The 23370-nt window shown below is 64.7% G+C and carries 20 protein-coding genes; 13 read left to right on the top strand and 7 right to left on the bottom strand.

The annotated features are described in order from the left end of the window. Positions 1–65: 65 nt before the first annotated feature. The 3 genes from BRAS3843_RS01565 to BRAS3843_RS01555 all read right to left on the bottom strand — a co-directional run bounded on the left by BRAS3843_RS01565 (position 66) and on the right by BRAS3843_RS01555 (position 2033). The gene (locus tag BRAS3843_RS01565) at positions 66–641 is read right to left on the bottom strand and encodes a DUF488 domain-containing protein (protein ID WP_008966927.1); all 576 of its coding nucleotides are present in this window, start codon (positions 639–641) and stop codon (positions 66–68) included. Between the two features lie 17 nt (positions 642–658). Then, positions 659–874 carry a DUF2945 domain-containing protein gene (locus BRAS3843_RS01560; RefSeq protein ID WP_008966926.1) on the bottom strand — a complete coding sequence of 72 codons (216 nt, stop codon included), beginning with the start codon at positions 872–874 and terminating at the stop codon, positions 659–661. 187 nt (positions 875–1061) lie between these two features. Beyond that, positions 1062–2033 carry a LysR substrate-binding domain-containing protein gene (locus tag BRAS3843_RS01555; RefSeq protein WP_035980536.1) on the bottom strand — a complete coding sequence of 324 codons (972 nt, stop codon included), beginning with the start codon at positions 2031–2033 and terminating at the stop codon, positions 1062–1064. 145 nt (positions 2034–2178) lie between these two features. Between BRAS3843_RS01555 and BRAS3843_RS01550 the strand changes: the two genes are divergently transcribed. From BRAS3843_RS01550 to tcuB, 12 genes are read left to right on the top strand one after another with little or no spacing between them, the layout of a single operon-like run. Then, positions 2179–3633: an aldehyde dehydrogenase family protein gene (locus tag BRAS3843_RS01550; RefSeq protein ID WP_008966924.1), complete on the top strand. Its 1455-nt coding sequence runs from the start codon at positions 2179–2181 to the stop codon at positions 3631–3633. A 35-nt stretch (positions 3634–3668) separates the two neighbouring features. Beyond that, positions 3669–5459 carry a thiamine pyrophosphate-binding protein gene (locus BRAS3843_RS01545; protein ID WP_008966923.1) on the top strand — a complete coding sequence of 597 codons (1791 nt, stop codon included), beginning with the start codon at positions 3669–3671 and terminating at the stop codon, positions 5457–5459. A 42-nt stretch (positions 5460–5501) separates the two neighbouring features. Continuing rightward, a complete protein-coding gene (locus BRAS3843_RS01540; protein ID WP_244425091.1) occupies positions 5502–6743 on the top strand; it encodes an ABC transporter substrate-binding protein in 1242 nt (413 codons plus the stop codon). A 51-nt stretch (positions 6744–6794) separates the two neighbouring features. After that, positions 6795–7664: a branched-chain amino acid ABC transporter permease gene (locus tag BRAS3843_RS01535; RefSeq protein WP_008966921.1), complete on the top strand. Its 870-nt coding sequence runs from the start codon at positions 6795–6797 to the stop codon at positions 7662–7664. After that, the gene (locus tag BRAS3843_RS01530) at positions 7661–10234 is read left to right on the top strand and encodes a branched-chain amino acid ABC transporter ATP-binding protein/permease (RefSeq protein WP_008966920.1); all 2574 of its coding nucleotides are present in this window, start codon (positions 7661–7663) and stop codon (positions 10232–10234) included. The genes BRAS3843_RS01535 and BRAS3843_RS01530 overlap by 4 nt, the downstream gene beginning before the upstream one ends. Continuing rightward, the gene (locus tag BRAS3843_RS01525; protein ID WP_008966919.1) at positions 10231–11142 is read left to right on the top strand and encodes an NAD-dependent epimerase/dehydratase family protein; all 912 of its coding nucleotides are present in this window, start codon (positions 10231–10233) and stop codon (positions 11140–11142) included. The genes BRAS3843_RS01530 and BRAS3843_RS01525 overlap by 4 nt, the downstream gene beginning before the upstream one ends. Positions 11143–11152: 10 nt before the next feature. After that, positions 11153–11575: a cupin domain-containing protein gene (locus BRAS3843_RS01520; RefSeq protein ID WP_008966918.1), complete on the top strand. Its 423-nt coding sequence runs from the start codon at positions 11153–11155 to the stop codon at positions 11573–11575. 11 nt (positions 11576–11586) lie between these two features. After that, entirely contained in the window at positions 11587–12558 is a 972-nt protein-coding gene (locus BRAS3843_RS01515) for an NAD(P)-dependent oxidoreductase (RefSeq protein ID WP_008966917.1), read from the top strand. 59 nt (positions 12559–12617) lie between these two features. Further along, positions 12618–13328, top strand: coding sequence for an SDR family oxidoreductase (locus BRAS3843_RS01510; RefSeq protein ID WP_008966916.1), 711 nt, complete (start codon positions 12618–12620; stop codon positions 13326–13328). Continuing rightward, positions 13325–15049, top strand: a complete 1725-nt coding sequence (locus tag BRAS3843_RS01505; protein WP_008966915.1) for an FAD-dependent oxidoreductase — start codon at positions 13325–13327, stop codon at positions 15047–15049. The genes BRAS3843_RS01510 and BRAS3843_RS01505 overlap by 4 nt, the downstream gene beginning before the upstream one ends. Further along, the gene (gene tcuA / locus BRAS3843_RS01500; protein WP_008966914.1) at positions 15049–16488 is read left to right on the top strand and encodes an FAD-dependent tricarballylate dehydrogenase TcuA; all 1440 of its coding nucleotides are present in this window, start codon (positions 15049–15051) and stop codon (positions 16486–16488) included. The genes BRAS3843_RS01505 and tcuA overlap by 1 nt, the downstream gene beginning before the upstream one ends. Then, positions 16472–17674, top strand: a complete 1203-nt coding sequence (gene tcuB, locus BRAS3843_RS01495) for a tricarballylate utilization 4Fe-4S protein TcuB (protein WP_008966913.1) — start codon at positions 16472–16474, stop codon at positions 17672–17674. Before tcuA ends, tcuB begins: the two co-directional genes overlap by 17 nt. Here the strand turns inward: tcuB and BRAS3843_RS01490 are convergent, their stop codons facing one another. Further along, positions 17675–19000: an FAD-binding oxidoreductase gene (locus BRAS3843_RS01490; protein ID WP_008966912.1), complete on the bottom strand. Its 1326-nt coding sequence runs from the start codon at positions 18998–19000 to the stop codon at positions 17675–17677. It lies immediately after the preceding gene. A gap of 321 nt (positions 19001–19321) precedes the next feature. Between BRAS3843_RS01490 and BRAS3843_RS01485 the strand changes: the two genes are divergently transcribed. Next, complete coding sequence (locus tag BRAS3843_RS01485; RefSeq protein ID WP_008966911.1) at positions 19322–19798, top strand: Lrp/AsnC family transcriptional regulator; 477 nt, start codon at positions 19322–19324, stop codon at positions 19796–19798. Between the two features lie 41 nt (positions 19799–19839). Here BRAS3843_RS01485 and BRAS3843_RS01480 read toward each other — a convergent pair whose 3' ends face one another. The 3 genes from BRAS3843_RS01480 to BRAS3843_RS01470 are packed head-to-tail and all read right to left on the bottom strand — an operon-like array spanning position 19840 to position 23287. Next, entirely contained in the window at positions 19840–21489 is a 1650-nt protein-coding gene (locus BRAS3843_RS01480) for an ABC transporter ATP-binding protein (RefSeq protein WP_008966910.1), read from the bottom strand. Next, positions 21486–22340 (bottom strand): ABC transporter permease, encoded by an 855-nt coding sequence (locus BRAS3843_RS01475; RefSeq protein WP_008966909.1) that lies wholly within the window; start codon positions 22338–22340, stop codon positions 21486–21488. Before BRAS3843_RS01475 ends, BRAS3843_RS01480 begins: the two co-directional genes overlap by 4 nt. After that, a complete protein-coding gene (locus BRAS3843_RS01470) occupies positions 22340–23287 on the bottom strand; it encodes an ABC transporter permease (RefSeq protein WP_008966908.1) in 948 nt (315 codons plus the stop codon). The genes BRAS3843_RS01475 and BRAS3843_RS01470 overlap by 1 nt, the downstream gene beginning before the upstream one ends. Between the last annotated feature and the right edge of the window lie 83 nt (positions 23288–23370).

Raw genomic sequence — 23370 nt, 5'->3', positions numbered from 1 at the left:
GAGCTGGGTTCGCTTCACTCCATTCTGTCGGACAATTGATGCGATGGTGCGTTCGCGCAGCCTAATCAGCCCGAAGCAGGATAAATCAGTCTGTCTCCGGCTCGCACGGCTCCCTCCGTCAGTGTCGCCACGTGAACTTCGTTCGTGTCCATCAGATGATACACGGTCCGGCCGGCATTGATCAGATAATCGGCTACGATGCGGCGATGACACCGCCACCAGACGGCTTCCGCACACATGATCGCCGTGCGCTGCGCGGCCGACAGGTTTAGAAGGCAAGCCAGGCCGCGTTGGAAGTCGTCCGCAAGGGCGTAGTCTGCATAATGATGGAAGCTCTGGTTGGTCCAGAAGCCGTTCGTCTCCGGCCCAACGTCGCTGCTCTTGCGCAGGCCCCCGAGCTCGGCAATCCGCATGTAGTCGATCTGGTAGCCCGCAAGCTCCTCCGGCAGCACGTCCGCATTGTATTGCGGGTTGGTTCGGGAGCGCGGGAAGCGTCGGATATCGACCACGAGCTGAACCTGGCCGGCCCGTAGCAAGGTGACGAACTCTGCAATCGTGCGCCTGGAATGGCCGATGGTAAAGACAGGACAGGCGTCGAACGCGGTGGCAATCGCCTTTTCGGACGGCGAGCGCTGGATCATCGATCCGAACCGCTACGTCATTTGCCGCCCACCTTCGTCAACGCGCTCTCCTTATGCGCCGCGATGTGGTCGCTCTTGTCGCTCTTGATCTCGTATTGCGGGGAGTCTTTCGTGGCGTGCCGGCGGTGCCCCTTGTAGTCGAAGTCGCGCATATGAACCGCGATGATGCGCCCGGTCACGTGGCCCGCTTCCGAGTTCCAGGAGACGTGGTCGCCCTTTGCAAACTTGGTCATCGCTCGCCTCCGTAACAGCCGCGGCGGTTATCGGCATGACGCCTAGGGTCTAAAACGAACGAGGCGACAGCATCGTTCCAGGTCCCGCCCCCCAGGCTGGCGCGCGCAACCCGCCATGGCGGGGCTGCGCCGTCGAACTACGGATCGGCTCGGCTGATCCGACGGCAATTGGTCGGTTTGAATGGCCTCACGCAACCGAATGCTCAGCAACGGCGACGGGCTCATCGATCAGAGTGACCCCGCGCCATTGCCCTGAGATCACCAGGGTCCGCGCTGTGTCGTACAGCTCCTTCGCCACCGCAGATGCGGCCGGCGCCAACAGGTCCGGCTTGATCGAGTAGATGTAGTTGCGCCGGGTGATGCGCGCGTCCGAGATCGACAACGCCCGCCATTCATGGTGTTCCTTGCCGCCAACGTGCAGGGCCGACATCGGCTTGATGGTCACGCCAATGCCCTCGCTGACGCAGCTCATCACCAGCGAGAGCGAATCGATTTCGGCAACCACATTCGGCGTCAGATTGCGCCGCTCGAATTCCGCCGCAACGCGTCGTCGCAGGCCATGCGTTCCGGTCGGAAGGATCAATGGCAGCTTGGCCACCTCCGCGACACTGATGCTGCGGCGGGAGCGGGAGACGAGCGGGCTGTCGGCGCGCAGCAGCACGAACAGCTCTTCGTCGAGCAGGGGCGTCGCATCGAGCTTGGACGAGACGTCGTTGTTGAACAGGATCGCCAGGTCGAGTTGACCAAGCCGCATCATATGGGCGATGTGTCCGCTCATGCCCTCAACGACATTGAGCAGGATGCCGGGATATTTGGCGCGGATGCACTTCGTGAGCGGCAGTCCGATCGCGAGCACCGTCGTCGCCGGCAGTCCGACCGACACCATGCCGCTGACCTCGGCGGAATCCTGGCGGGCGATCGAGAGCGCATGCTCGAGCTGCCGCAGCATGAAGCGCGCGTGATGATAGAGCGCAAGGCCGTTCTCCGTGGGGATGACCCCGCGCGATGAGCGCTGCAGCAGCGGTTTGCCGACTTCCTCCTCCAATTTCGCGATCTGCTGACTCAAGGCCGGTTGTGCCACGAAAAGGCAGCGCGAGGCCTTCGACAGGCTGCCGCTTTCGACGATCTGGGCGAAATAGCGCAATTGACGCAGGTCCATGGGGCGCACCGGGGCGAAGATGAGTGTCAGAACGGCCATATGTCAGGCTTATAGCGACCAATCCAAAACAGTATTTTTGCTAATGTCAAATTCACTCTAGAGGGAAGGACAAGAACCCCAGAAGTCTCAGGGAGGACTTGCGAAAATGGCAGATGCCGCGGCCCATCGACAGACATCGGCCAAGCTGCCGTCCTGCCGCCTGCTGATCGCGGGGGAATGGTCGGATGGCGAGCGCACGGTCGCCGTGCTGGACAAATATCGGCTCGCGCCCGCCATGCACGCGCATCTGCCGGGACGGGACCAGGTTCGGGCCTGCGTCACGGCCGCGGAACGGGCGTTCCAGGCCAACACACTCAGCCCATATGACCGCGGCGTGATCCTCGACCGCGCAGCGGTCGAGCTTGAAAAGCGCGCGGCCGACCTCGTCGAGGTTCTCCGCCAGGAGGCGGGCTTCCCGCGGCGCGACGCGATGGGCGAGATCCAGCGCTGCGCAGCGACATTCCGTCTGTCGGCCGAGGAGGCGCGGCGGCTCGCCGGCGAAGTGGTGCCGATGGAGGGAGCGGCCGGCCAGAAGGGCCGCATCGGTTTCACCATCCGGGTGCCGCTCGGTGTGGTTGCCGCGATCACGCCCTTCAATGCGCCGCTGAATACGGTCGCGCATAAGGTCGCGCCGGCACTCGCGGCCGGCAATGCCGTGGTGCTCAAGCCCTCGCTGCACACGCCGATGACGTCGTGCATCATGGCCGAGTGCCTGGTCGCCGCCGGCGTACCGCCCGGGCTGATGTCGGTACTGCACGGCGACGCCGAGGTCGCCGACTGGCTGCTCAGCGAGCCCGCGGTGCAGTTCTATGCGTTCACCGGCAGTACCGAGGTCGGGCGCATCATCCAAAGCAAGGCCGGTCTGCGGCGGACGCAGATGGAGCTCGGCTCGATCGCGCATTGCGTGATCTGCGATGATGCTGATCTCGACGCCGCGCTGCCGAAAGTCGTCAATGCCGGCTTCCGCAAGGCGGGGCAGGTCTGCACCTCGATTCAGGTGCTCCTGGTGCAGCGTGCGCTGATCGACGAAGTCGAGCGGCGCTTGACCAAGCTCGTTGCCGAACTGCCCTATGGCGATCCCGCTGATGATCGCACTGTCGTCGGGCCCGTGGTCAGCGAAGCGGCGGCGCGCCGCATCGAATCCTGGATTGCGCAGGCCGAGCAGAAGGGCGCGCGACGCCTGGTCGGCGGCGAGCGGCGCGATGCGGTGGTTCCACCGACACTGCTCGCCGACGTCGACAGGGCGACGCCGCTCGGCTGTCAGGAGGTGTTCGGACCGGTGATGTGTATCGCTCCCTTTGACACGTTCGAGGAGGCGGTCGCCCGGGTCAACGACACCCCTTACGGGCTTGCCACTGGCATCTTCACAAAACGCTTGGACAAGGCGCTACAGGCCGCGCGGCAGTTGCAGGTCGGCGGGGTCCACATTAACGAGACCCCGAGCTCGCGCGTGGACCTGATGCCTTACGGTGGATCCAAGGACAGCGGTTTCGGTCGTGAGGGACCGCATTACGCGATCCGCGAAATGAGCGAGGAGCGCATCATCACGATCCTCGCCTGAAGCAGCGCGGGCCGCAACCTGACAAGGACAATACGATGACCAAGATGAAGGGCGGCGAAGTCATCGCCGAATATCTCGTCAAGCAGAAAGTGCCCTTCGTGATCGGCATCTGCGGACATGGCAATGTCGGCATCCTCGATGCGCTGTATCAGGTGCGCGATCGCGTCAAGCTGGTGTCGCCGCGCCATGAACAGTGCGCCGGCCATATGGCTGACGCCTATTTCCGGGTGAAGCACAGTCCGGTCGCGACGCTGACGTCGACCGGACCCGGCTCCGCCAACATGGTGATGTCGCTGGCGACCGCATTGTCGGACTCCTCGACCTTTCTCGCGATCACCGCCAACGTGCCGACGTCGCAAGCCAATCGCGCGCCGTTTCAGGAACTGTATGCTCATAACCAGGCTGACTTCGCCCAGGTCTTGCGGCCGGTGGTGAAACGTTCGTTCCAGCCGAGCCGCGTCGACATGCTGCCGCTGGCGCTTCGCCAGGCGTTCGACACCATGGTCACTGGCCGCCCGGGGCCGGTCAATCTCGACATTCCCTATAACGTCTTCCAGGAGGAGGCCGATGTCGAGCTGCCGCCGCTGTCGCATGCCCACGGCGCGCATCGGCCGAGCGCGAGCGAAGCCGATGTTGCCCAGGCGCTGGATCTGCTGGCGGCCGCGAAACGGCCGGTGTTGTTCATCGGGCAGGGCACGACGCTGTCGGAAGCCGGTCCTGAGATCAGCGTGCTGCAGAACCGCTACGGCATTCCGGTCATCACCTCGCCGAATGGCATGGGCTGCGTGCCCGCCGACGATCCGCTGACCCTCGGCTTCATCGGCCGCAACGGCGCCTATCCGGCCAACCAGGCCGGGCGCCATGCCGATCTCGTGCTTTGCATCGGCACCCGCTTCGACGACCGTTCGTCGTCGAGCTGGCATCAGGGCTATTCCTGGAATTTCCCGACCACGAAGCTGCTGCAGGTCGATATCGATCCCGCCGAGCTCGGCCGCAACTATCCGCCGACGCTCGGCATCATCGCCGATGCCAAGACCTTTGCCGCCCAGCTGCTCGCGGCGCTGCCGGGCCGTTCCGAGATCAGCTCTGAGAATTTTGCCGCATGGCGCGACGAGATCGGCAAGTGGAAGGCCGAGTGGGAGGCCTTCGTCCGGCCGAATTTCAGCGCGGTGACGACGCCGATCCGCCCCGAATATGTGGTGGGCGCGTTGCAGGACGTGTTGCCGGACGACGTCATCCTGTCGCTGGATTCCGGTGTGCACCACAACTGGTTCATGCAGTTCTGGCAGCCCAAGCGCGCGCAGAGCATGATGAACAGCTGGGGCTACTCATCGATGGGCTTTGGCGTGTGCGGCGTGCTCGGCGCGCAGCTTGCCGCCCCCGATCGGCCCTGCGTGGCGGTCGTCGGCGACGGCGGCTTCATGATGGCGCCCTACGTCGTCGCCACCGCAGTCGAATACGATCTGCCCTGCGTCTGGGTGGTCTGGAACAACTTTGCCTGGAGCGCCATCCGCGACCTGCAATACGGACTGTTCGAAGGCCGTGAGCTCGGCACGGCTTTCTACAAAGGCAATCAGGGGCCGGGGGGCGATCGTTACAACCCTGACTTCGCGGCCTGGGCGCGGGCCTGCGGCGCCGACGGCGTCACGGTGACCCGCAGCGCCGATCTGCGCGGCGCGGTCGAGACCGCGGTCAAGAACCGGCGCCCTTGCGTGATCGACGTGCATGTCGACGCCGAAGTGCGTCCGCCGTCCACCGGGACCTGGGAGCTGCCGCCCATTCCATTCAAGGAGCCGGCGTTCGGCAAGCCGTACAGGCGCGACTGATCAACAACGACAACAAAGTCCAGGAAAGGACGAGGGAGGAGCATGATGTTGAAGGGTGATCTGAATCGCCGGTCGTTCATGGCCGCGTCTGCAGGCGCGGCCGCCACGTCCGCGCTGGGCTGGGGCGGACCGGCCAGGGCGCAGTCCGAAGGGCCGGTGCGGATCGGCATGATCTATTCCAAGCAGGGGCCGGGCGCCTCGATCGGCGAATATCTGCAGCGCGGCAGCGCGCTCGCGGCCGAGCAGGCCGGCAACAAGGTGCTGGGTCGCCCGATCGAGCTCGTCTGGCTCGACGAGCCCAATCCGCAGGTGTCGCAGCAGAACATGCAGCGGCTCGTCGATGAGAGCAAAGTGGTCGCGGTGGTCGGCGGCAACTACTCGTCGTCGGCGCTCGCGATGATGAGCGTCGCCAACCGCGAGAAGGTGCCGCTGATCCTGACCGGCGCTGCGGCGAGCGAGATCACCGGCAAGAACTGCAGCAAATATACGTTTCGGACCCAGGCCACCGTTCCGGTGCAGATGCAGGGCCTGATGCCGTATGTGTCCAGCATCGGCAAGAAAGTCTATTTCATCACGGCCTCCTACGCCTTCGGCCAGGACATCCTGCGCGCCTCGCGGGCGCTGCTCAAGCAGGTCGGCGCCACCGAGGTCGGCGTCGACGAAGTGCCGATCAATACCGCCGATTACAGCTCCTACATCCTCAAGATCCGCCAGGCCAAGCCCGACGTCATCGTCGGCGGGCTCGTCGGCGGCGACTTCTCCAACTTCCTCAAGCAGTGGAACGAGATGGGGATGAAGGACCGCATTCCCTATGCGGCCATTGCCGTGACGGACACGGATTTCTGGGATGTCGGCCCGCAGGCCTCGACCGGCATCTACATCAAGCCCTGGTACTACAACAACCCGAAGAATACAGCGGCCGAACGCAAGATGATCGAGGACTTCAGGAAGAAGTACAACCAGCCGCCATCCGACAAGACGTGGTCGGGCTGGATCGGCATGCGGGCGCTTCTGGAGTCGATCGAGGCGGCGAAGTCGACCGACGCCAAGGACATCGTCACCCATCTCGAGCAGTGGAAGAATACGGAGGGCGAATTCCCCTTCTTCTTCCGTGACTGGGATCATCAGCTGGTGCGTCCTGCCGTCATCGTACAGATCAAGAAGCAGATCACCGACAAGTGGGACTATTTCGACGTGCTGAAGAATACGTCGGCGAGCGCGGAAGAGACTGAGAAGGCCTTCGGCGCGAAAGAGGAGATCGGCTGCAGCTTGCCGTCGCTTTAGAGCGACGGTGGTCGCTGCTGTCGCAGCGCCCGCGACCGAGAGGCTTGAACGATGCTCGATACACTTGTTTCACAGGCGGCCAATGGGCTCGTGCTCGGCTTCATCTACGTGCTGATTGCCGTGGGGCTGTCGATCACCTTCGGCCTGCTCGGCGTGATCAATTTTGCCCACGGCGCCTTCTTCGCGCTGGGCGCCTATGTGGCGTGGCAGCTGTTCCAACTATTCGGCTGGGGTGCGGTGATCATCGCGCCGCCTCTGGTCGGGCTTGTTGGCATGGCGGTGGAGGTGGTGATCATCCGCCGTCTCTACGGCAAGGAGCCGCTGCTCAGCCTGATCGTGACCTTCGCGCTGGCGCTGCTGATCGAAGCCGTGATCCGTTACATCTGGGGCGCCGACGGCAAACCGTTCAATCCGCCGCCGCTGTTTTCCGGCATCATCGAGCTCGGCCCGCTCCTGATCACCAAATACCGGGTCGCCGTGCTCGGCGCGACCACGGCGACCCTGCTCGGGCTATGGGCGTTCCTTGCCTTTACGCCCTACGGGCGGATCCTGCGTGCGGGCAGCCGCGATCCGGAAATGGTCGAACTGCTCGGGATCAACCTGCCGCGGGTGCTGACGGCGGTGTTCGGCCTCGGCTGCATGCTTGCTGCGATTGCGGGCGTGCTCGCGGCCCCCTTATGGACGGTCTCGCCGTCGATGGCCGCCAACGCGGTGATGCCAGCTTTCGTCATCGTGGCGATCGGGGGACTAGGCTCGTTCCGGGGCGCCGTCGTCGCAGGGCTTGCGGTTGGCGTCGTCACCTCGCTGACAATTCAATTCTGGCCCGAGGCGGCCGCGGGCTCGATGTACGCGCTGATGTTCGCAATCATGCTGCTGCGGCCGCGCGGGCTGTTCGGCGAGCGCTGGGAGCGTTTCGAATGACCAGCAACAAATCACTCTGGCGACGGCTTTGCAGCCATCCCATCATCGTCGCCGCGGCGATGCTGCTCCTGGCCTCCGGGCTCGCGCTTGCCGTGGGTATGCCGATTCATCGCGTCACCCAGATCGCGATCTACGCGCTTTACGGTGCCGAGGTGAATTTCCTGATCGGCTACCTCGGGCTGGTGCCGTTCGGCGCATCCTTCTTCTTCGGCTGCGCCAGCTATGCGCTCGCGATCGGCTCGGGATGGATGGCGGGCGGCAATGAATTCACGGGCATCGCGATCGCCGCGATCTTCTCGCTGCTGCTGGCGCTCGTCGTGGGCGCAGTCATCCTGCGGCGGCGCGGACTATATTTCTCGCTGCTGACATTGGCGTGTTCGCAGATCGCGTTCGAGATCGCCTTCAAATGGACCTCGGTCACCGGCGGCGAGAACGGCCTGCAGAACGTCGCCCGTCCGCTGTTTCCCTCCGCGATCGGCTTTCATGTCTTCACGCTGGCTGTCGTCATCTGCTCGCTCTGGGTGCTCTGGCGGCTGGCACACGCCCCGTTCGGCCGGCTGATGCAGGCGCTGCGCGACAATGAGCAGCGCGTGGCAAGCCTCGGATTCGACACCTACCGGACCAAGCTGGTCGCCGTCATCATCGCCGGCGGCGGCATCGGCGTCGCAGGCGGGTTGATGGCGTTGCTGCTGCAGGGGGTCTACGCCAACAATCTGAATTGGGAGCATGCCGGCGATCCCGTGCTGATGGCGGCGCTCGGTGGCGTCCACCACTTCCTTGGGCCCTTGTGGGGAGCCGCGGTCTTCATCGTGCTGGAGGACCGGCTCAGCGCCGTCACCGAGAACTGGTGGCTGATCTTTGCACCCATCATCATCGCCTTCGCCCTGCTGTCGCATGAAGGCATCCACGGTATCTTCCAGCGCATCATCGGCCGCAATCGCTGGACCTTGACCCGCGACGCCATTTCGGCACGGCCGCAAAGCATCACGCCGTACGCACCGGGGCACGCGGCCCAGGCCGCCGCCCCAGATGCGCCAATTCTCGCCGTCCGTAACCTGTCGAAGCATTTTGGCTCGATCGTTACGCAGAAGGACATTTCCTTCGAGATGAGCCGGACCGGTCTGCACAGCCTGATCGGCCCCAATGGTGCCGGCAAGACCACGCTGTTCAACCTCCTGACCGGCGTGCTCAAGCCGGACGGCGGCAGCATCCTGTTCGAGGGCCAGCCGATCAATCAGCTGCCGCCACACCGTCGTGCGCGGCTCGGTATTGCGCGCTCGTTCCAGATCCTGAGCGTGTTCCCGAACCTCACCGCCTTCGAGAATGTGCGGATTGCCGTGCAGGCCGCAAACCGCCAATGGTCGGGCTTCTGGCGCGACGCCTACAACGATGAGGCCGCCAATGCGCGGGTGTGGTCGCTGCTCGATGCCGTAGGCCTGGCCGATCGCGCCGCCGAACTCTGCTCGTCGCTCGCCCATGGCGAAAAGCGGCTGCTCGAGATCGCGGTGTCGCTCGCGATCGATGCCAAGCTCCTGCTGCTCGACGAGCCCTTGGCTGGGCTAGCCGAGTCGGATCGCAAGATCGTGGGTGAATTGATCCAGCGGCTTTCGAAATCTCATGCCGTGCTGCTGATCGAGCACGATATCGATCGCGTACTTGCGATGTCTGACCGGATCACGGTGCTGCATCAGGGACGGCTGATCGCCGACGGCAAGCCTGCGGAAGTGGCAAAAAACCCCGAAGTGGTTACGGCCTATCTCGGCACTGCGCATGGCCAAGCTCCGTCCGTGCCGGCGCGCGGCGCGACCATCACGCTGCTTCCGAACGCTCCTGCGCCGGAGCCGCTGCTCCGGGTGGAGGCCGTACGCGCCGGCTATGGTGGCGGCACTGTGCTTGACGGGCTGGATCTCGTGGTGCGGCCCGGCGAAGTTGTCGCGCTGCTCGGCCGCAACGGAGTCGGCAAGACCACGGCGCTGCGCGCCATCACCGGGACGGTGCCGCCGAGCAGTGGTCGGATTGTCTTCGACGGCACCGACCTCGGCCGGCTGCGGCCGGACGAGATCAATCGGCTGGGCATCTCGCTGGTGCCCGAGGGCCGGCGCCTGTTTCCGAATCTGACGGTGCAGGAGAACCTGAAGCTGGCGGCGCGCTCCGGCGGCGCGTCGCGGGATGATGTGTTCGACCTGTTTCCGAAGCTGCGCGTGCTGCTGCGTGCCCGCGCCGAGAACCTCTCCGGCGGCGAACGGCAGATGGTGGCGATCGCGCGTGCCTTGATGGTGCCGAGCCGGCTCATCCTGCTCGACGAACCGTTCGAAGGTCTCGCGCCGGCCGTGGTGCAGGAGGTGAGGGAGGCCGTCTCGAAGCTGAGATCGCGCGCGAGCCTGGTCATCGTCGAGCACCATGCCGAAAGCGTGCTTGCGATGGCCGATCGGGCCTATGTGCTGGTGAACGGACGCGTCGCCTATGCGGGCGACGCAGCCGAACTCGCGGCCAATCACGAACTCCAGGGGCGGCTGCTCGGCATCACGGATGCTGCGGACGCCGTGCAGCTTGCGGTCGGCCGGGCATGAGCGGTCTTGTCCTCGTCACCGGGGCTGCCGGCCTGCTTGGACGTTTCGTGGTCCGCGAGCTTCTGGCGCAGGGCTATCGCGTGCGCGGCCTCGACCGGCGCGCCGGCGAGGCCGACATCGAATGGCATGTCGGTGACGTCACCTCGCCCGATCTGGTGGCGCGCGCAATCGCCGGGACCGACGCCGTGCTCCATATCGCAGCCGTGCCGAACATCTGGTCGGGCGACGGCCAGACCATCATGCGCGTCAATGTGCTCGGCACCTACACCGTGTTCGAGGCTGCCGAGGCTGCTGGCGTCCGCCGCGCGGTCTTCTGCTCGAGCGACTCCGTCGCGGGCTACACGGTCAGGGAAGGGCGCATGCTGCCCCCGCTCTATGCGCCCGTCGACCTCGACCATCCGTTGCAGGCCACCGACCCGTATGCGGTGAGCAAGATTCTCGGCGAAGACCTCGCCCATGCCTACGCGTTGCGCGGCATGGCGGTGATCAGCTTGCGCACCGTCTTCGTCGCCTATCCGGAGATGGAAGGTGAGATCGTCGCGCGCGCCAAGGACCCCGCCAACTACCGCGGCCCTATGGTCGGCGGTCCGTCGGCTGCCGGCGGCGGACCGCTGCATCACCACATCGATCCGCGCGATCTCGCGCGGGCATTCCGGCTTGCGTTGCAGATGCCGCTTGAAGCTGGCGGTTTCGAGCGTTTCTATCTGTCGGCGCAGGTTACGTTGTCGCCGGAGCCGACACTCGACCGGCTGCGCCGGCTGCATGGAGATGCCGTGAAGATCCGCGCGCCGGACGTCTATGCGAAACAGCCTTTCGCGCCGCTCTACGACTTGACGCACGCCGCTGAGCGGCTGGGCTTCACCGCAGAATATGACCAGCGGCATCTGCTGGCCGGCCCGACTATTTAAGGAGAAGACAATGACGATCGTGGTTCCCGAGCCGAATGCATTCGCCAAGGCGGAAAAAGAAAAGAAGGCGGTGACGCGCAACCTCGCCGAGCTGTTCTGGACCCAATATCCCGGCCATTACAATCAGGCGCTGTCGAAGGCGATCGTCACGCCGGAAACCACGGGCAGCCGCTTCTTCGATCACCGCATCTCGTCCTACGAGCCGGGCGCGCATGTCGAGAGCCATTCGCACAAGGTGCAGGAGCAGATCTATCACGTGCTGTCGGGCGAAGGCATCCTGATCCTCGACGGCGAGCGCCGGCTCGTTCGCGCCAATGACGTCACCTACATCCCGCCCGGCGTGGTGCATGAATTCCACTGCACCGGAACCGATCCGCTGGTGTTCCTGGTCATCACGAGCCCGCCGACCGACGAGGAGCCGGCGCCGCGCTGAGGACCGAGACAATGGCAAACGGCAAGACGATCCTGGTCACGGGGGCCTGCGGTTGGCTCGGCAGCGCCATCGTGCAGGCGCTGCTCGATCGCGGCGACAGCGTGATCGCGCTGGACGTTATGGTCTCGCCTGCAATGGCAACGCTGGCCGCGCGCGAGCCGCGGCTCGTGACCGCAGCTGTCGACCTTGGCGAATGGCATCAGGTACTGCGCGCCTTCGAGACGTATCGCCCGGACGCGGTGATTCATGCCGCAGCCATCGTCGGCGTCATTCAGGCGGCGGACATTCCGCTCAAGGCGCTGCGCGTCAATGTCGAGGGCGCGGTGAATCTGTTCGAAGCGATGCGCATGACAGGCCTCAAGCGCGTGATCCATGTCAGCACGGAAGAGACCTATGGCGACTTCCAGGCGCCCGTCATCGATGAGGATCATCCGCAGCAGCCGACCAGCGTCTATGGCCTGACCAAGCTCGCGGCCGAGCACTACGGCCGGGTCTATAGCCGGGATCACGGGCTCGAATGCATCAATGTGCGCACATGCTGGGTTTACGGCCCGCATCTGCCGCGCCTGCGCATGCCCCGCACCTTCGTCGAGGCGGCACTGCGCGGCGAGCCGTATCATCAGGAGGACGGCGGCGCTTTCGCGGTCGATCAGGTCTATATCGCCGATACCGCCGCCGGCGTTCTGCTCGCGCTCGACAAAGCGCAGCACCGGTTCGATGCCTACAACATCGCAACCGGTGTTGCGCCGACGTTGCGCGACACGGCCGAGGCAGTCAACCGTGCCATCCCCGGCGCCAAGATCACCGTGGGCGACAGCGGACCTTACCGTCATGGCGGCAAGGTCTTGAGCGCCGTCAAGGGCGCGCTCGACATCGGCCGCGCCAAGGCCGAGCTCGGCTACCAGCCGCGCTTTGACATTCAGGCAGGGATCGAGGCCACCATCGCCGAAACACGCAAGGCGATGTCGAAGCCATCATCCTAGCCGCGCCGCGGCATCGACATCACCAGATTCATCGAACACGCATTTGCAAGGGATCACCCATGACCAGCTCTTCTCCGATCGTCCTCGTCTTCGGCGGCTCGCGCGGCATCGGCGCGGCTTGCGTGCAGGCCTTCGCCGCCACCGGCTGGCAGGTGGCCTCGACCTACGCGACCAAGTCGTCCGACGACGCGCCCGGACGGCAGTATCAGGTTGATATCCGCGACGCGGCCTCGGTGGCGCGCGTGTTCGAGCAGGTCGCAGCAGATCTTGGTGGCGCGCCGCAGGCGGTGATCGCCAATGCCGGCATCAATGTTCCGGCAGGGCCGGTCGCAAGCTTCAAGCCGGATGATTTCCGCCTGTTGATGGAAGTGAACGTGGTCGGCGCCTTCAACGTGCTCGCCGAGGCCGCCCGTCGCGTTCGCGACGGCGGCGCCATCGTCGCCATCACCACCTCGCTGGTGCGCCACGCCGTGCCCGGTACCGGGCCATATGCGGCGAGCAAGGCCGCGGTCGAGAGCCTGGTCCGCTCCATGGCCAAGGAGCTTGCGCCGCGCGGCGTTCGTGTCAACGCAGTTGCGCCAGGTCCGGTCGATACCGACCTGTTCAATGCCGGCAAGACCGAAGAGGCCAAGCAGCGCATGGCGGCGTTCAGCCCGTTCAACCGCATCGGCCGGCCGAACGAGGTGGCCGAGGTCGTGCGCTTCCTCGCCTCCGAGCAGGCGTCGTGGGTCCACGGCCAGATCGTGCAGCCCAACGGCGGCATGGTATGAGCCGGCAGGAGCCGCCAAGCGCCCGCCAAATCGATGACGTCGAAACCTATGACGTCGTCGTGGTCGGGGCAGGGGCGGGCGGTCTGACTGCGGCGACGATTGCGGCCGCCGATGGTCTGTCTGTGCTGCTCCTGGAACAGGCTGATGTTGTCGGCGGCACCACGGCAATCTCCGGCGGCATGGTCTGGATCCCGGGCAATCACAAGGCCGCTGCTGAAGGCCGCGCCGATACCCTTGAGGCGGCGCGGACTTATCTCGGCGAGACGGTGCCCGGCGCCGATCGCGTCAGGTTGGAGACATTTCTGAAGTTCGGCGACGAGGCGTTGCGTGATCTCGAGGCGCGAACGTCGCTGCGGCTCAAGCCGGTGCCGACCTATCCGGATTACTATCCCGATCTGCCGGGCGCCACCGCGGGCGGCCGGGTGCTGGAGCCTGTGCCGTTCGATGCGCGGGCGCTGGGCAAAGCCTTTGCGCTGCTGCGCGATCCATTGCCTGAATTCGTGCTGTTCGGCGGCATGATGATCAGCCGGCAGGACATCCCGCATTTGCGCCGTGCCGGCCGGTCGCTGCGTTCGACCCTGCACGTCGCCGGACTGCTCGCGCGTTACGGCTGGCAGCGCCTGCAGGCACGGCGTGGCACGACGCTCTATCTCGGCAACGCGCTTGTCGCCCGGCTGTTGCGCTCGGCGCTGGACGGCGGCGTCATCGTCCGCACCGGTGCATCCGTCGAACGGCTCGAGAAGGATGCCAATGGCCGGGTCGCGGTCCTCGATGTCGCGGAGCATTCCGGCCGCCACCGCAGGATCACGGCGCGCCGCGGCGTGATCCTGGCCACAGGAGGCCTGTCTTATGATGCCGAGCTGCGCGGCCACTATGTACCACGCGCGGCGGGGACGCTCTCCGCGACCGTCGATCCGGGCGTCGCACCGCGCGGCGCGCGCCTTGCGGCTGTGCTGGGGGCGCGGCTGTCGCCACCGACGGAACAAGGCGCCTTCTGGGTGCCGGCATCGACCTTCACCCGGCGCGATGGAACGCGCGGCATCTTTCCGCACACCGTCACCGATCGCGCCAAGCCCGGACTCATCGCGGTCGACGCGACTGGACGGCGCTTCGTCAACGAAGCCGTGTCCTATCATGAATTCGTACGCGCGCAGCTTGGCCATGGGGACGTTGCGATTCCCGCTTGGCTGATCTGCGATCACCGCTTTTTGTGGAAATACGGATTGGGCAAGGTTAAACCGTTCACGCGCTCGGTTGAGCAGGATGTCGCATCCGGCTATCTCAAGCGCGCCGATGGCGTTGCCGGTCTGGCCCGCACGGTCGGCGTTCCCGAAACTGCCTTTGTCGAGACTGTGTCCGAGTTCAACCGCCACGCCATGCGCGGCGACGACCCTGCCTTTGGGCGTGGCGGCAACATCTATCAGCGTTCGCTGGGTGATGCCGATCAAACGCCTAACCCTTGCGTCGCGCCGATCGTCGACGCTCCGTTCTATGCGGTCGCGGTCTATCCGGCCGATCTCGGCATGTCCGCAGGCATCGTCACCGACGAGCGCGCGCGGGTGCTGGCGGAGGACGGATCGCCGATCCCGGGCCTGTTTGCCTGCGGCAACGATATGGCGTCGATCATGGAAGGAGCGTATCCGGGGCCCGGGATTACCTTGGGGCCGGCGCTCACCTTCGGCTGGCTGGCCGGACGAACGGTTGCAGGAGCAAACATCTGATGGCAGCAGAGCCTGACGTCCTCGTCATCGGCGGCGGCAATGCGGCGCTCTGCGCGGCGCTGATGGCGCGCGAGGCCGGGGCCACCGTGCTGCTGTTGGAATCCGCGCCGCACAGCTGGCGCGGCGGCAATTCGATGCATGTGCGCAACCTCCGCTGCATGCACGATGCCCCGCAGGACGTGCTGGTCGATGCCTATCCGGAAGAAGAATATTGGCAGGACCTGCTCAAGGTCACCGGCGGACTGACCGATGAGCGGCTGGCGCGGCTTGTGATCCGCCACTCTTCGCGCTGCCGGCCCTGGATGCGCCGCCACGGCGTGCACTTCCAGCCGCCGCTCTCCGGCGCGCTGCATGTGGCACGCACCAACGCCTTCTTCATGGGTGGTGGTAAGGCGCTGGTCAACGCCTACTACCGCAGCGCAGATGAACTCGGCGTCGCGGTTCGTTACGATACCCCGGTGCAGAGCCTTGAGCTGAAGGACGGACGCTTCGTCGCCGCAGTCACCGAGCGCGGCGAGCGCATCGCCGCCAAGGCTTGCGTGCTCGCCTGCGGTGGCTTCGAATCCAATCTCGAATGGCAGCGCGAGGCCTGGGGCCGCAACGAGCGCGGCGAATGGCCGGCCGAGAACTTCCTGATCCGCGGCACGCGCTTCAATCAGGGCGTGCTGTTGAAATTCATGCTCGATGCCGGCGCTGACGCGATCGGCGATCCGACGCAGGCCCATTGCGTTGCGATCGACGCCCGCGCTCCGCTCTATGATGGCGGCATCTGCACCCGGATCGATTGCGTCTCGCTTGGGGTCGTGGTGAACCGGGAGGCTCAGCGCTTCTACGACGAGGGCGAGGATTTCTGGCCTAAGCGCTACGCGATCTGGGGACGCCTGGTGGCGCAACAGCCGGGGCAGACCGCGTGGTCGATCATCGATCGCAAGGCAGTCGGCCGCTTCATGCCGCCGGTGTTTCCGGGCACGCGCGCTGAAAGTTTGGAGGAGCTCGCACAAAAGATCGGTCTCGATATCGCGACCTTCACCGCAACCCTGAATGCCTACAACGCGGCCTGCCGTCCCGGCACATTTGATCATACCGTGCTCGATAATTGCCGCACAGAGGGGCTCACGCCACCGAAGACCCATTGGGCGCAGCCGATCGATGCGCCGCCGTTCTTCGCGTATCCGCTGAAGCCCGGCATCACCTTTACCTATCTCGGAATGAAGACCGACGAGAGCGCCGCGGTGCGCTTCGCCGGTGTGCCGAGCGCCAACCTGTTCGCCGCCGGCGAGATGATGGCCGGCAACGTGCTGGGGAAGGGGTATACGGCCGGTGTCGGCATGAGCATCGGCACTGCCTTTGGTCGCATCGCGGGCGTCAATGCCGCTGCGAGCGCCGGCTTCCACCATCCTGAGTTCAAGGAGGAGCTGGCCTATGCCGCCGCTCACTGAGACCGTCGAGGCCGCGGCCTGCACCACGACGCCCGACCTGACGTCGCTGCTCGGCAAGGACGAGCAGGAGATCGCGCGGGTCATGCAGATCTGCAACGCCTGTCGTTACTGCGAAGGTTTCTGCGCGGTGTTTCCGGCGATGACGCGCCGGCTCGAGTTCACGGCCGCCGACACGCATTATCTCGCCAACCTCTGTCACAATTGCGGGGCCTGCCTCTACGCCTGCCAATATGCGCCGCCGCACGAATTCGCCGTGAACGTGCCCCAGGCGATGGCGAAGGTGCGAGGGCGGACCTATCAGCACTATGCGTGGCCTTCCACCTTCGGGCGGCTCTATGAGCGCCAAGGCTTGACGATTGCGCTGGCGCTGGCCGGCGGTCTTGCGCTGTTTCTCGCGCTCGCGGCTGCCATGGCGGGCGGGCTGACCGACAAGCCGCTCGCCGGGAATTTCTACGCGATCTTCCCGCATAATCTGCTGGTCGTCATGTTCGGCGCGGTGTTCGTGTTCGCCGTTGCAGCCTTTGTAGTTGGCGTCGTTAGGTTCTGGCGCGATATCTCGCCGGCGCGTGACGCGGCTCCGCCGGGCGCAACCGAATTGGCCAAGGCGCGCGGTCCGGCCGCCGTGGAAGCGGTCACTGATATCGCCAGGCTGCGCTATCTCGGTGGTGGTCATGGCGAGGGCTGCAACGAGGATGACGATCGCTTCACGCAGTCGCGGCGCTGGTTTCACCAGCTCACGATGTACGGCTTCCTGCTTTGCTTCGCCGCCACCAGCGTTGCGACTCTCTACCATTATCTCTTGGCTTATGAGGCGCCGTATCCGTGGTTCAGCCTTCCGGTCATGCTCGGCACGGTGGGCGGTGTCGGCCTCTTGATCGGCCCCGCGGGCCTGCTCTGGCTCAATTTGCACCGCGGTGCTGAGCGGGGCGACGCCGCGCAGCGTCCGATGGATCGCGGCTTCATCGCGCTGCTGTTCGTGGTCAGTCTCACCGGTCTCGCGCTGCTGGCGCTCCGCGACACCCGATTCATGGCGCTGTGGCTCGCGGTCCATCTGGGCACCGTGATGGCGCTGTTCCTGACCTTGCCGTACGGCAAGTTTGCCCACGCCGTGTTCCGCACGGCTGCTCTGTTCAAATACGCGCTCGAGAAGCGGCTGCCGAACAGGATTGCCGTCGGCAGCGACTAGCTAGAAATCCGCGACCTTGCCGACCCTGAAGCCAAGGAAGCGATCGGGTTCAAATGGCTTGGGATCAACGATCGGAGTTGATCCAGCGACAAGGTCGGCGATCAGGTGCCCGGCGCCGGGGCCAATGCCGAAACCATGCCCGCTGAAGCCGGCGGCGAGAATCAAGCCTGGCAACGCCGACGTCGCACCGATGGCAGGAACGCCGTCGGGCGTCGAATCGATATAGCCGGCCCAGCTCGCGCTCACCGTCGTGTTGTTCAGCTCCGGTAGGAGATCAATGGCGCGCTGATGGGTCAGTCGAAGCGTATTGCGGTCGGGCGCCGGATCCAGGATGCGCACGCGCTCCATCGGCGTCGGCCGATCCAGCCGCCATCGACCGAGCGTCTCATGTCCCGCCCGAAGTCCTTCGAGGCCGCCCGGCAACAGACTGCGCCAGCGGCGCAGAAACATCGGCGCGAATTGCGGCGCGAACCGCAGCTGCTGGAGCGTCGGATCGATGCGGCCCCGGCCACTGATGGCGAGCGTGTAGCCCCCATCACCGCGGCGCGTCACCGAAACCGCTGCGGTGTGAAGCGCATCCGGCAGGCCTCGGGCTCTCGCAGATACCGACAGGATCGACGCGCGGATCGAGGCTTGCGGAAAGCGGATGTCGAGCTGCTGGCAGAAGGACGAAGCCCAGGCACCAGCCGCCAGGATGGCGACGCGGGTGCGGATCACGCCGTGCTCGGTCACGACCGCGCTGACCCGTCCGGCTTTTGTCTCCAGACCGCGCGCTGCGCACATTTGATGCACGGTGCTGCCCCGCTTGAGGATGGCGCGGGCCACCGCCGGTGCTGCGTTCGCCGGATCGGCGATGCCGTCGGTCGGCGAGAACACGCCGCCCTTCCAGGCGCGTTGCGTGGCCGCACCGCGTCGCGTGGCTTCGCCGCTGTCGAGCATGTGGGTAACGACGTCGGCCGTTCCTGCAAAATCGCGCCAGCGCGCCCAGCGACTGAGCTCGGCATCGTCATTGCTCAAATAGAGCAGGCCACAACGGGAGAAACCGGTATCCTCGCCACTTTCCGCGCCGAACGCCTCCCACAAGTCGAGGCTCCTGGTCGCCATCGGCAATTCGCGTGCATCGCGATTCTGCTGGCGGCACCACCCCCAGTTTCGACTGGATTGTTCGGCGCCGATCCGCCCCTTCTCGACCAGCGCGACGGTCAGGCCGCGTCCGGCGAGATAATAGGCCGCGAAGACCCCAACGATGCCGCCGCCGATGACGACTGCATCGGCCGATGCGGGAAGACGTGGCGAAGTCTCGACGTGGCGGAGGGGCGCAGGCATCGTGTCTCTCGGCAAGGCAAGTGCCCGCTTTCCGCGGCCCGCGAAGCGACGGTGCCGCGCTGCTGCACGGACTTGGAAAAATCGGCACTGGTCCTGCACCCTAGCCTGCCGGCCGGGACGCGGGCATCGGATTTGGCGATTGCCCAGCATTTTATGCCGTATCAAAGGAAGGCTGCGAAACGTTGTTTTGCCTAGATAATCATCGGCGGCGATGACCGGAACGGCTCGGCGGGAGGCAAGAAAATACGGTTTTGGCACGAACATTGCCAAATATTATGCTGTCAGCGCGCAAAGCCCATCACCCGGCGAAGGACATCGGCCATGAAGCTGGATCGGATCGACATCAAGATCCTCCACGAACTGCAGAAGAACGGTCGCATCACCAATGTCGAGCTCGCCGAGCTCGTCAGCCTGTCGCCGAGCCCCTGTCTCATCCGGGTGAAAAAGCTGCAGGCGGAGGGCTATATCGACGGCTACTCGGCCCAGATCAACATGACCAAGCTTGGCCAGACGCTGACGGTGTTTACCGAGGTGACGCTGAAGAACCACCGGCAGATCGATTTTGCGCGATTTCTGACCGCGGTAGACAAGATCGAGCAACTGATCGAATGCCATCTGGTCTCGGGCGGCTATGACTACATGATGAAATTCGTGACTGCTGGAATCGCCGAGTACCAGGCGATCATGGAGCGGCTGACCGACATGGACATCGGGATCGACAAGTATTTCAGCTACGTCGTGCTGAAATCGCCGATCGTCCGCTCGCATATGCCGCTCACCAGCTTGTTCCCGTTGTGAGCGGCTGGCTTCCATGAGCTGACCTGATGGGCCGCTGAGAGTTAGCAATATGTGCGCACCTGTTCGGCGCCTTGCCGCAAGGTGTCGAGCCAGGTCGGGTCGAGCTTAGGGACCGAGGAGAACAGCAGTTGGGTGTAGGGGTGTTGCGGGGCATTCACGCTGGCCGGCGTGAGCTCCTCCACCTTCTGACCGCGATACATGACGATGATTTCATCGCAGATCGCCTCGACGACGGAAAGGTCGTGGCTGATGAAGAGGTAGGACAGTCCGAGCTCGCGCTGCAACTCCTTCAGCAGATCGATGACAGCCGCGGCAACGACCGCATCGAGCGCCGAGGTGATCTCGTCGCACAGGATCAGCATGGGCTCGGCGGCCAGCGCACGCGCGAAGTTCACGCGCTGCTTTTGGCCGCCCGACAATTCGCCCGGCAGGCGCCGGCGCACAGCCTTCGGGAGGTGGACCAGGTCGAGAAGCTGGTCGATGCGCGCATCGCGCGCCTTGCCCTTCATGTCGTGATAGAAGGTCAAGGGGCGGCCCAAAATGTCCTCGATGGATTTCGCCGGGTTCAGGGCGGTGTCAGCATGCTGGAACACGATCTGAATTTGACGCAGTTGATCGCGCGTGCGGTCGCGGACATTCCTGCCTAGTTCGCGGCCATTGAAGGTGATGTTGCCGTCATAGCCCGGGAGGATACCGGCGATGGCACGCGCAAGCGTCGACTTGCCGCAGCCGGACTCGCCGATGATGCCGAGGTTGCGACCACTTTTCACACTGAGATTGATCGCCTCGATGGCCTTGACCAGTGGCCGTCCGCTTTGCTTTGGGCCGTATCCGGCGGTCAGCTGTTCAACCAGAAGCAGCGGATGCCTGCCGACGTCATCGCCGTCGGGCGCGCGCGCGTGGGTTTTCGGCTCGAAAGCTGCCAGCAATTCCCGTGTATATGGATGCTGCGGCCGCTCCAGAATCTCCCTGGTCGTGCCGCTCTCTTGGATCTCACCGCCTTTCAACACGACAATCCGATCGGCGATCTGGGCGACGACGGCGAGATCATGGGAAACATAGACGCAAGCGACGCACCTCTCGGCCGTGACGGCCTTGAAGGCGCGCAAGACCTCCACTTGGGTCGTCACGTCAAGCGCGGTCGTCGGTTCGTCGAAGATCACGACCTTCGGGTCGCCGATCAGGGCCATGGCGGCCGCAAGGCGCTGGAGCTGGCCGCCGGAGACCTCATGAGGATAGCGGTCGCCGATGCTGTCCGGCTGCGGCAGCGATAGGGCCTTGAACAGGCCGATGGCCTTGGCTCGCGCAGATGCAGGCGACATCAATTTGTGGATGCGCGTTACCTCGATCACCTGGTCCATGATGGTGATGGCCGGATTGAAGGCGGCGGCGGCACTCTGGGGCACGTAGGCGACCTTGGCACCGCGAAGGGCGGCGCGTTTGTTTTCCGGCAGGGTGACCATATCGGTGCCGTCGATCCGAACTTCGCCGCCTGAGATCCTCAGGCCCGGCCTGGCATAGCCGATGATGGTCATCGCGATTGTGGTCTTGCCGGAGCCGCTTTCGCCAATCAACGCCAGGACCTCGCCCTCAGCGATGTCGAGACTGACACCCTTGATGACCTCCACGCGTCGGCCCGCATCAGTGGTGGCCTCGACCTTCAGATCGCGGATCTGGACGAGACTTGTCATGCTTCGGCGCCCCGGTCACGGATCTTGCTCGGCAGGTTGTCGATCAGGAGATTGACGCTGATCGTGAGACTTGCGATCGCGAGCGAAGGAAAGATCACCGCCGGCGCGCCATAGGGCACGCCGCCGATATTCTCGCGCACCAGCGCGCCCCAATCGGCATAGGGAGGCTGCACACCTAGTCCGAGAAAGGAGAGGCCGGACAGCAGCAGAACGATGAAGACGAAGCGCAGGCCGAGGTCGGCGAGTACAGGACCGAGAATGTTGGGCAGGATTTCGGCGCCGATCAGATAGAAGATGCTTTCGCCGCGGATCCGGGCGACGACCATGAAATCCATCGTATTGACGTTGACCGCGAGTGCGCGGGCGAACCGGTAGGCGCCTGGCGTATATATGACCGACAGCGTTACGATCAGCACGGGGATGGACGAGCCGACGGCGGCGACCACGACAAGGCCGAACAGCTTGCTCGGGATCGAGTTCAAGGCATCGAGGAGACGGCTGAGGATCATATCCAGCCAGCCGCCGCTGACCGCCGCGATCATGCCGAGAACTATTCCGGTGAAGCCGGCCAGCGTGAGGGCGACCACGGAGATGCCGACCGTGTAGCGCGCACCCACCATGATGCGGGAGAACATGTCCCGGCCTAGATAGTCGGAGCCGAACCACAGTTCTCGACTCATGGGTCCGAAATAATCGGTGTCGACGATCTCGCCGACCGAATGCGGAATCAGGTGGGGCGCGAGAGCCGCAACCACGCCCCAGAAGAGAACGACCATGAGGCCGACCAGGCCGACCAGATTGATCCGATAGGCGGATCGTCCACTGGGGGAGGGAGCCGAAACGTCCGTCATCAAAGCCTCGGATTGGAAAGGATGGCAACGATGTCGGCCATCGTGGTGAGCAGAAGATAACCGAGGCAGAAGATCATCGCGCAGGTCTGGATCAGCGGAAGATCGCGGGTGGACACGGCATCCACCATCAGCTTTGCGATGCCGGGATAGTTGAAAATCGTCTCCACGATGATCACGCCGCCGAGCAGATAGGACAGTGAGAGCGCAACTGCGTTCGCGATCGGACCGAGCGCGTTGGGCAATGCGTGCCTCAGCACCAGCCGCGGTCGTGACGCCCCTTTCAGGAGCGCCATTTCCAGGTAGGGCGTATTGAGCGTCTCCACGACAGCCGCACGGCTCATGCGGATCATCTGGGCGGAGACAACGAAAGTGAGCGTCACGACGGGCATCGCGTAAGCGCGTAGCGCGTCGTGGAACGATCTGATCTCGCTGGTGAAGGAAAGGGCCGGCAGCCATCTCAGGTAAACCGCGAACAGCAGCACCGCCGAGGTCGCGATCATGAACTCCGGGACCGAGATGATGCCGATGGTGGCGACTGTAACGATCCGATCGTAAGGCGTGCCGCGCCATATCGCGGCGGTGATGCCGAGTGAAAGTGCAAATGGAACAGAAACCGCTGCCGTCAATCCGGCCAGCTTCATCGTGTTGATGAAACGTCCGCCGATCAGGCTGGCGACCGGCCTGTTGTTGGCATAGGAAGTGCCGAAATCACCCTGCATCAGGCCGGCGATCCATCTGAGGAAGCGGACATAGGCCGGATCATTGAGGTGCATCGCGTTGCGCAAGCCCGCGACGGCTTCCGGAGTCGCGGATTGCCCGAGAAGGATTGTCGCGGTGTCGCCGGGCAGAAGAGCGGTCGCAAAGAAGACGGCGAATGACACGATCACAAGCGTGACCACCGCGATGAGCAGGCGGCTCACGACGAGTGATGGGATCCGTGTTCTCACATTCGTGCCCCGATTCGAGATCCCGTCATCATCTTGGATCGCACGCGCCAGACAGCGTCCGGCCCGAACGTTCGGCGACCGGC

This window comes from Bradyrhizobium sp. STM 3843 (assembly GCF_000239815.1).
Lineage (GTDB): Bacteria > Pseudomonadota > Alphaproteobacteria > Rhizobiales > Xanthobacteraceae > Bradyrhizobium.
The sequence above is the reverse complement of the archived record's forward strand: the minus strand, read 5'-3'. Positions and strand labels throughout refer to the sequence as shown.

What these genes read in the sequence shown, in the direction of transcription:
- BRAS3843_RS01555 (WP_035980536.1), bottom strand. Translation starts at nt 2,033, where the DNA reads ATGGACCTGCGTCAATTGCGCTATTTCGCCCAGATCGTCGAAAGCGGC.
- BRAS3843_RS01515 (WP_008966917.1), top strand. Translation starts at nt 11,587, where the DNA reads ATGGCAAACGGCAAGACGATCCTGGTCACGGGGGCCTGCGGTTGGCTC.
- BRAS3843_RS01510 (WP_008966916.1), top strand. Translation starts at nt 12,618, where the DNA reads ATGACCAGCTCTTCTCCGATCGTCCTCGTCTTCGGCGGCTCGCGCGGC.
- BRAS3843_RS01525 (WP_008966919.1), top strand. Translation starts at nt 10,231, where the DNA reads ATGAGCGGTCTTGTCCTCGTCACCGGGGCTGCCGGCCTGCTTGGACGT.
- BRAS3843_RS01545 (WP_008966923.1), top strand. Translation starts at nt 3,669, where the DNA reads ATGACCAAGATGAAGGGCGGCGAAGTCATCGCCGAATATCTCGTCAAG.
- BRAS3843_RS01530 (WP_008966920.1), top strand. Translation starts at nt 7,661, where the DNA reads ATGACCAGCAACAAATCACTCTGGCGACGGCTTTGCAGCCATCCCATC.
- BRAS3843_RS01475 (WP_008966909.1), bottom strand. Translation starts at nt 22,340, where the DNA reads ATGACGGACGTTTCGGCTCCCTCCCCCAGTGGACGATCCGCCTATCGG.
- BRAS3843_RS01550 (WP_008966924.1), top strand. Translation starts at nt 2,179, where the DNA reads ATGGCAGATGCCGCGGCCCATCGACAGACATCGGCCAAGCTGCCGTCC.
- BRAS3843_RS01565 (WP_008966927.1), bottom strand. Translation starts at nt 641, where the DNA reads ATGATCCAGCGCTCGCCGTCCGAAAAGGCGATTGCCACCGCGTTCGAC.
- BRAS3843_RS01480 (WP_008966910.1), bottom strand. Translation starts at nt 21,489, where the DNA reads ATGACAAGTCTCGTCCAGATCCGCGATCTGAAGGTCGAGGCCACCACT.
- tcuA (WP_008966914.1), top strand. Translation starts at nt 15,049, where the DNA reads ATGGCAGCAGAGCCTGACGTCCTCGTCATCGGCGGCGGCAATGCGGCG.
- BRAS3843_RS01540 (WP_244425091.1), top strand. Translation starts at nt 5,502, where the DNA reads ATGATGTTGAAGGGTGATCTGAATCGCCGGTCGTTCATGGCCGCGTCT.
- BRAS3843_RS01505 (WP_008966915.1), top strand. Translation starts at nt 13,325, where the DNA reads ATGAGCCGGCAGGAGCCGCCAAGCGCCCGCCAAATCGATGACGTCGAA.
- BRAS3843_RS01490 (WP_008966912.1), bottom strand. Translation starts at nt 19,000, where the DNA reads ATGCCTGCGCCCCTCCGCCACGTCGAGACTTCGCCACGTCTTCCCGCA.
- BRAS3843_RS01485 (WP_008966911.1), top strand. Translation starts at nt 19,322, where the DNA reads ATGAAGCTGGATCGGATCGACATCAAGATCCTCCACGAACTGCAGAAG.
- BRAS3843_RS01520 (WP_008966918.1), top strand. Translation starts at nt 11,153, where the DNA reads ATGACGATCGTGGTTCCCGAGCCGAATGCATTCGCCAAGGCGGAAAAA.
- tcuB (WP_008966913.1), top strand. Translation starts at nt 16,472, where the DNA reads ATGCCGCCGCTCACTGAGACCGTCGAGGCCGCGGCCTGCACCACGACG.
- BRAS3843_RS01535 (WP_008966921.1), top strand. Translation starts at nt 6,795, where the DNA reads ATGCTCGATACACTTGTTTCACAGGCGGCCAATGGGCTCGTGCTCGGC.
- BRAS3843_RS01560 (WP_008966926.1), bottom strand. Translation starts at nt 874, where the DNA reads ATGACCAAGTTTGCAAAGGGCGACCACGTCTCCTGGAACTCGGAAGCG.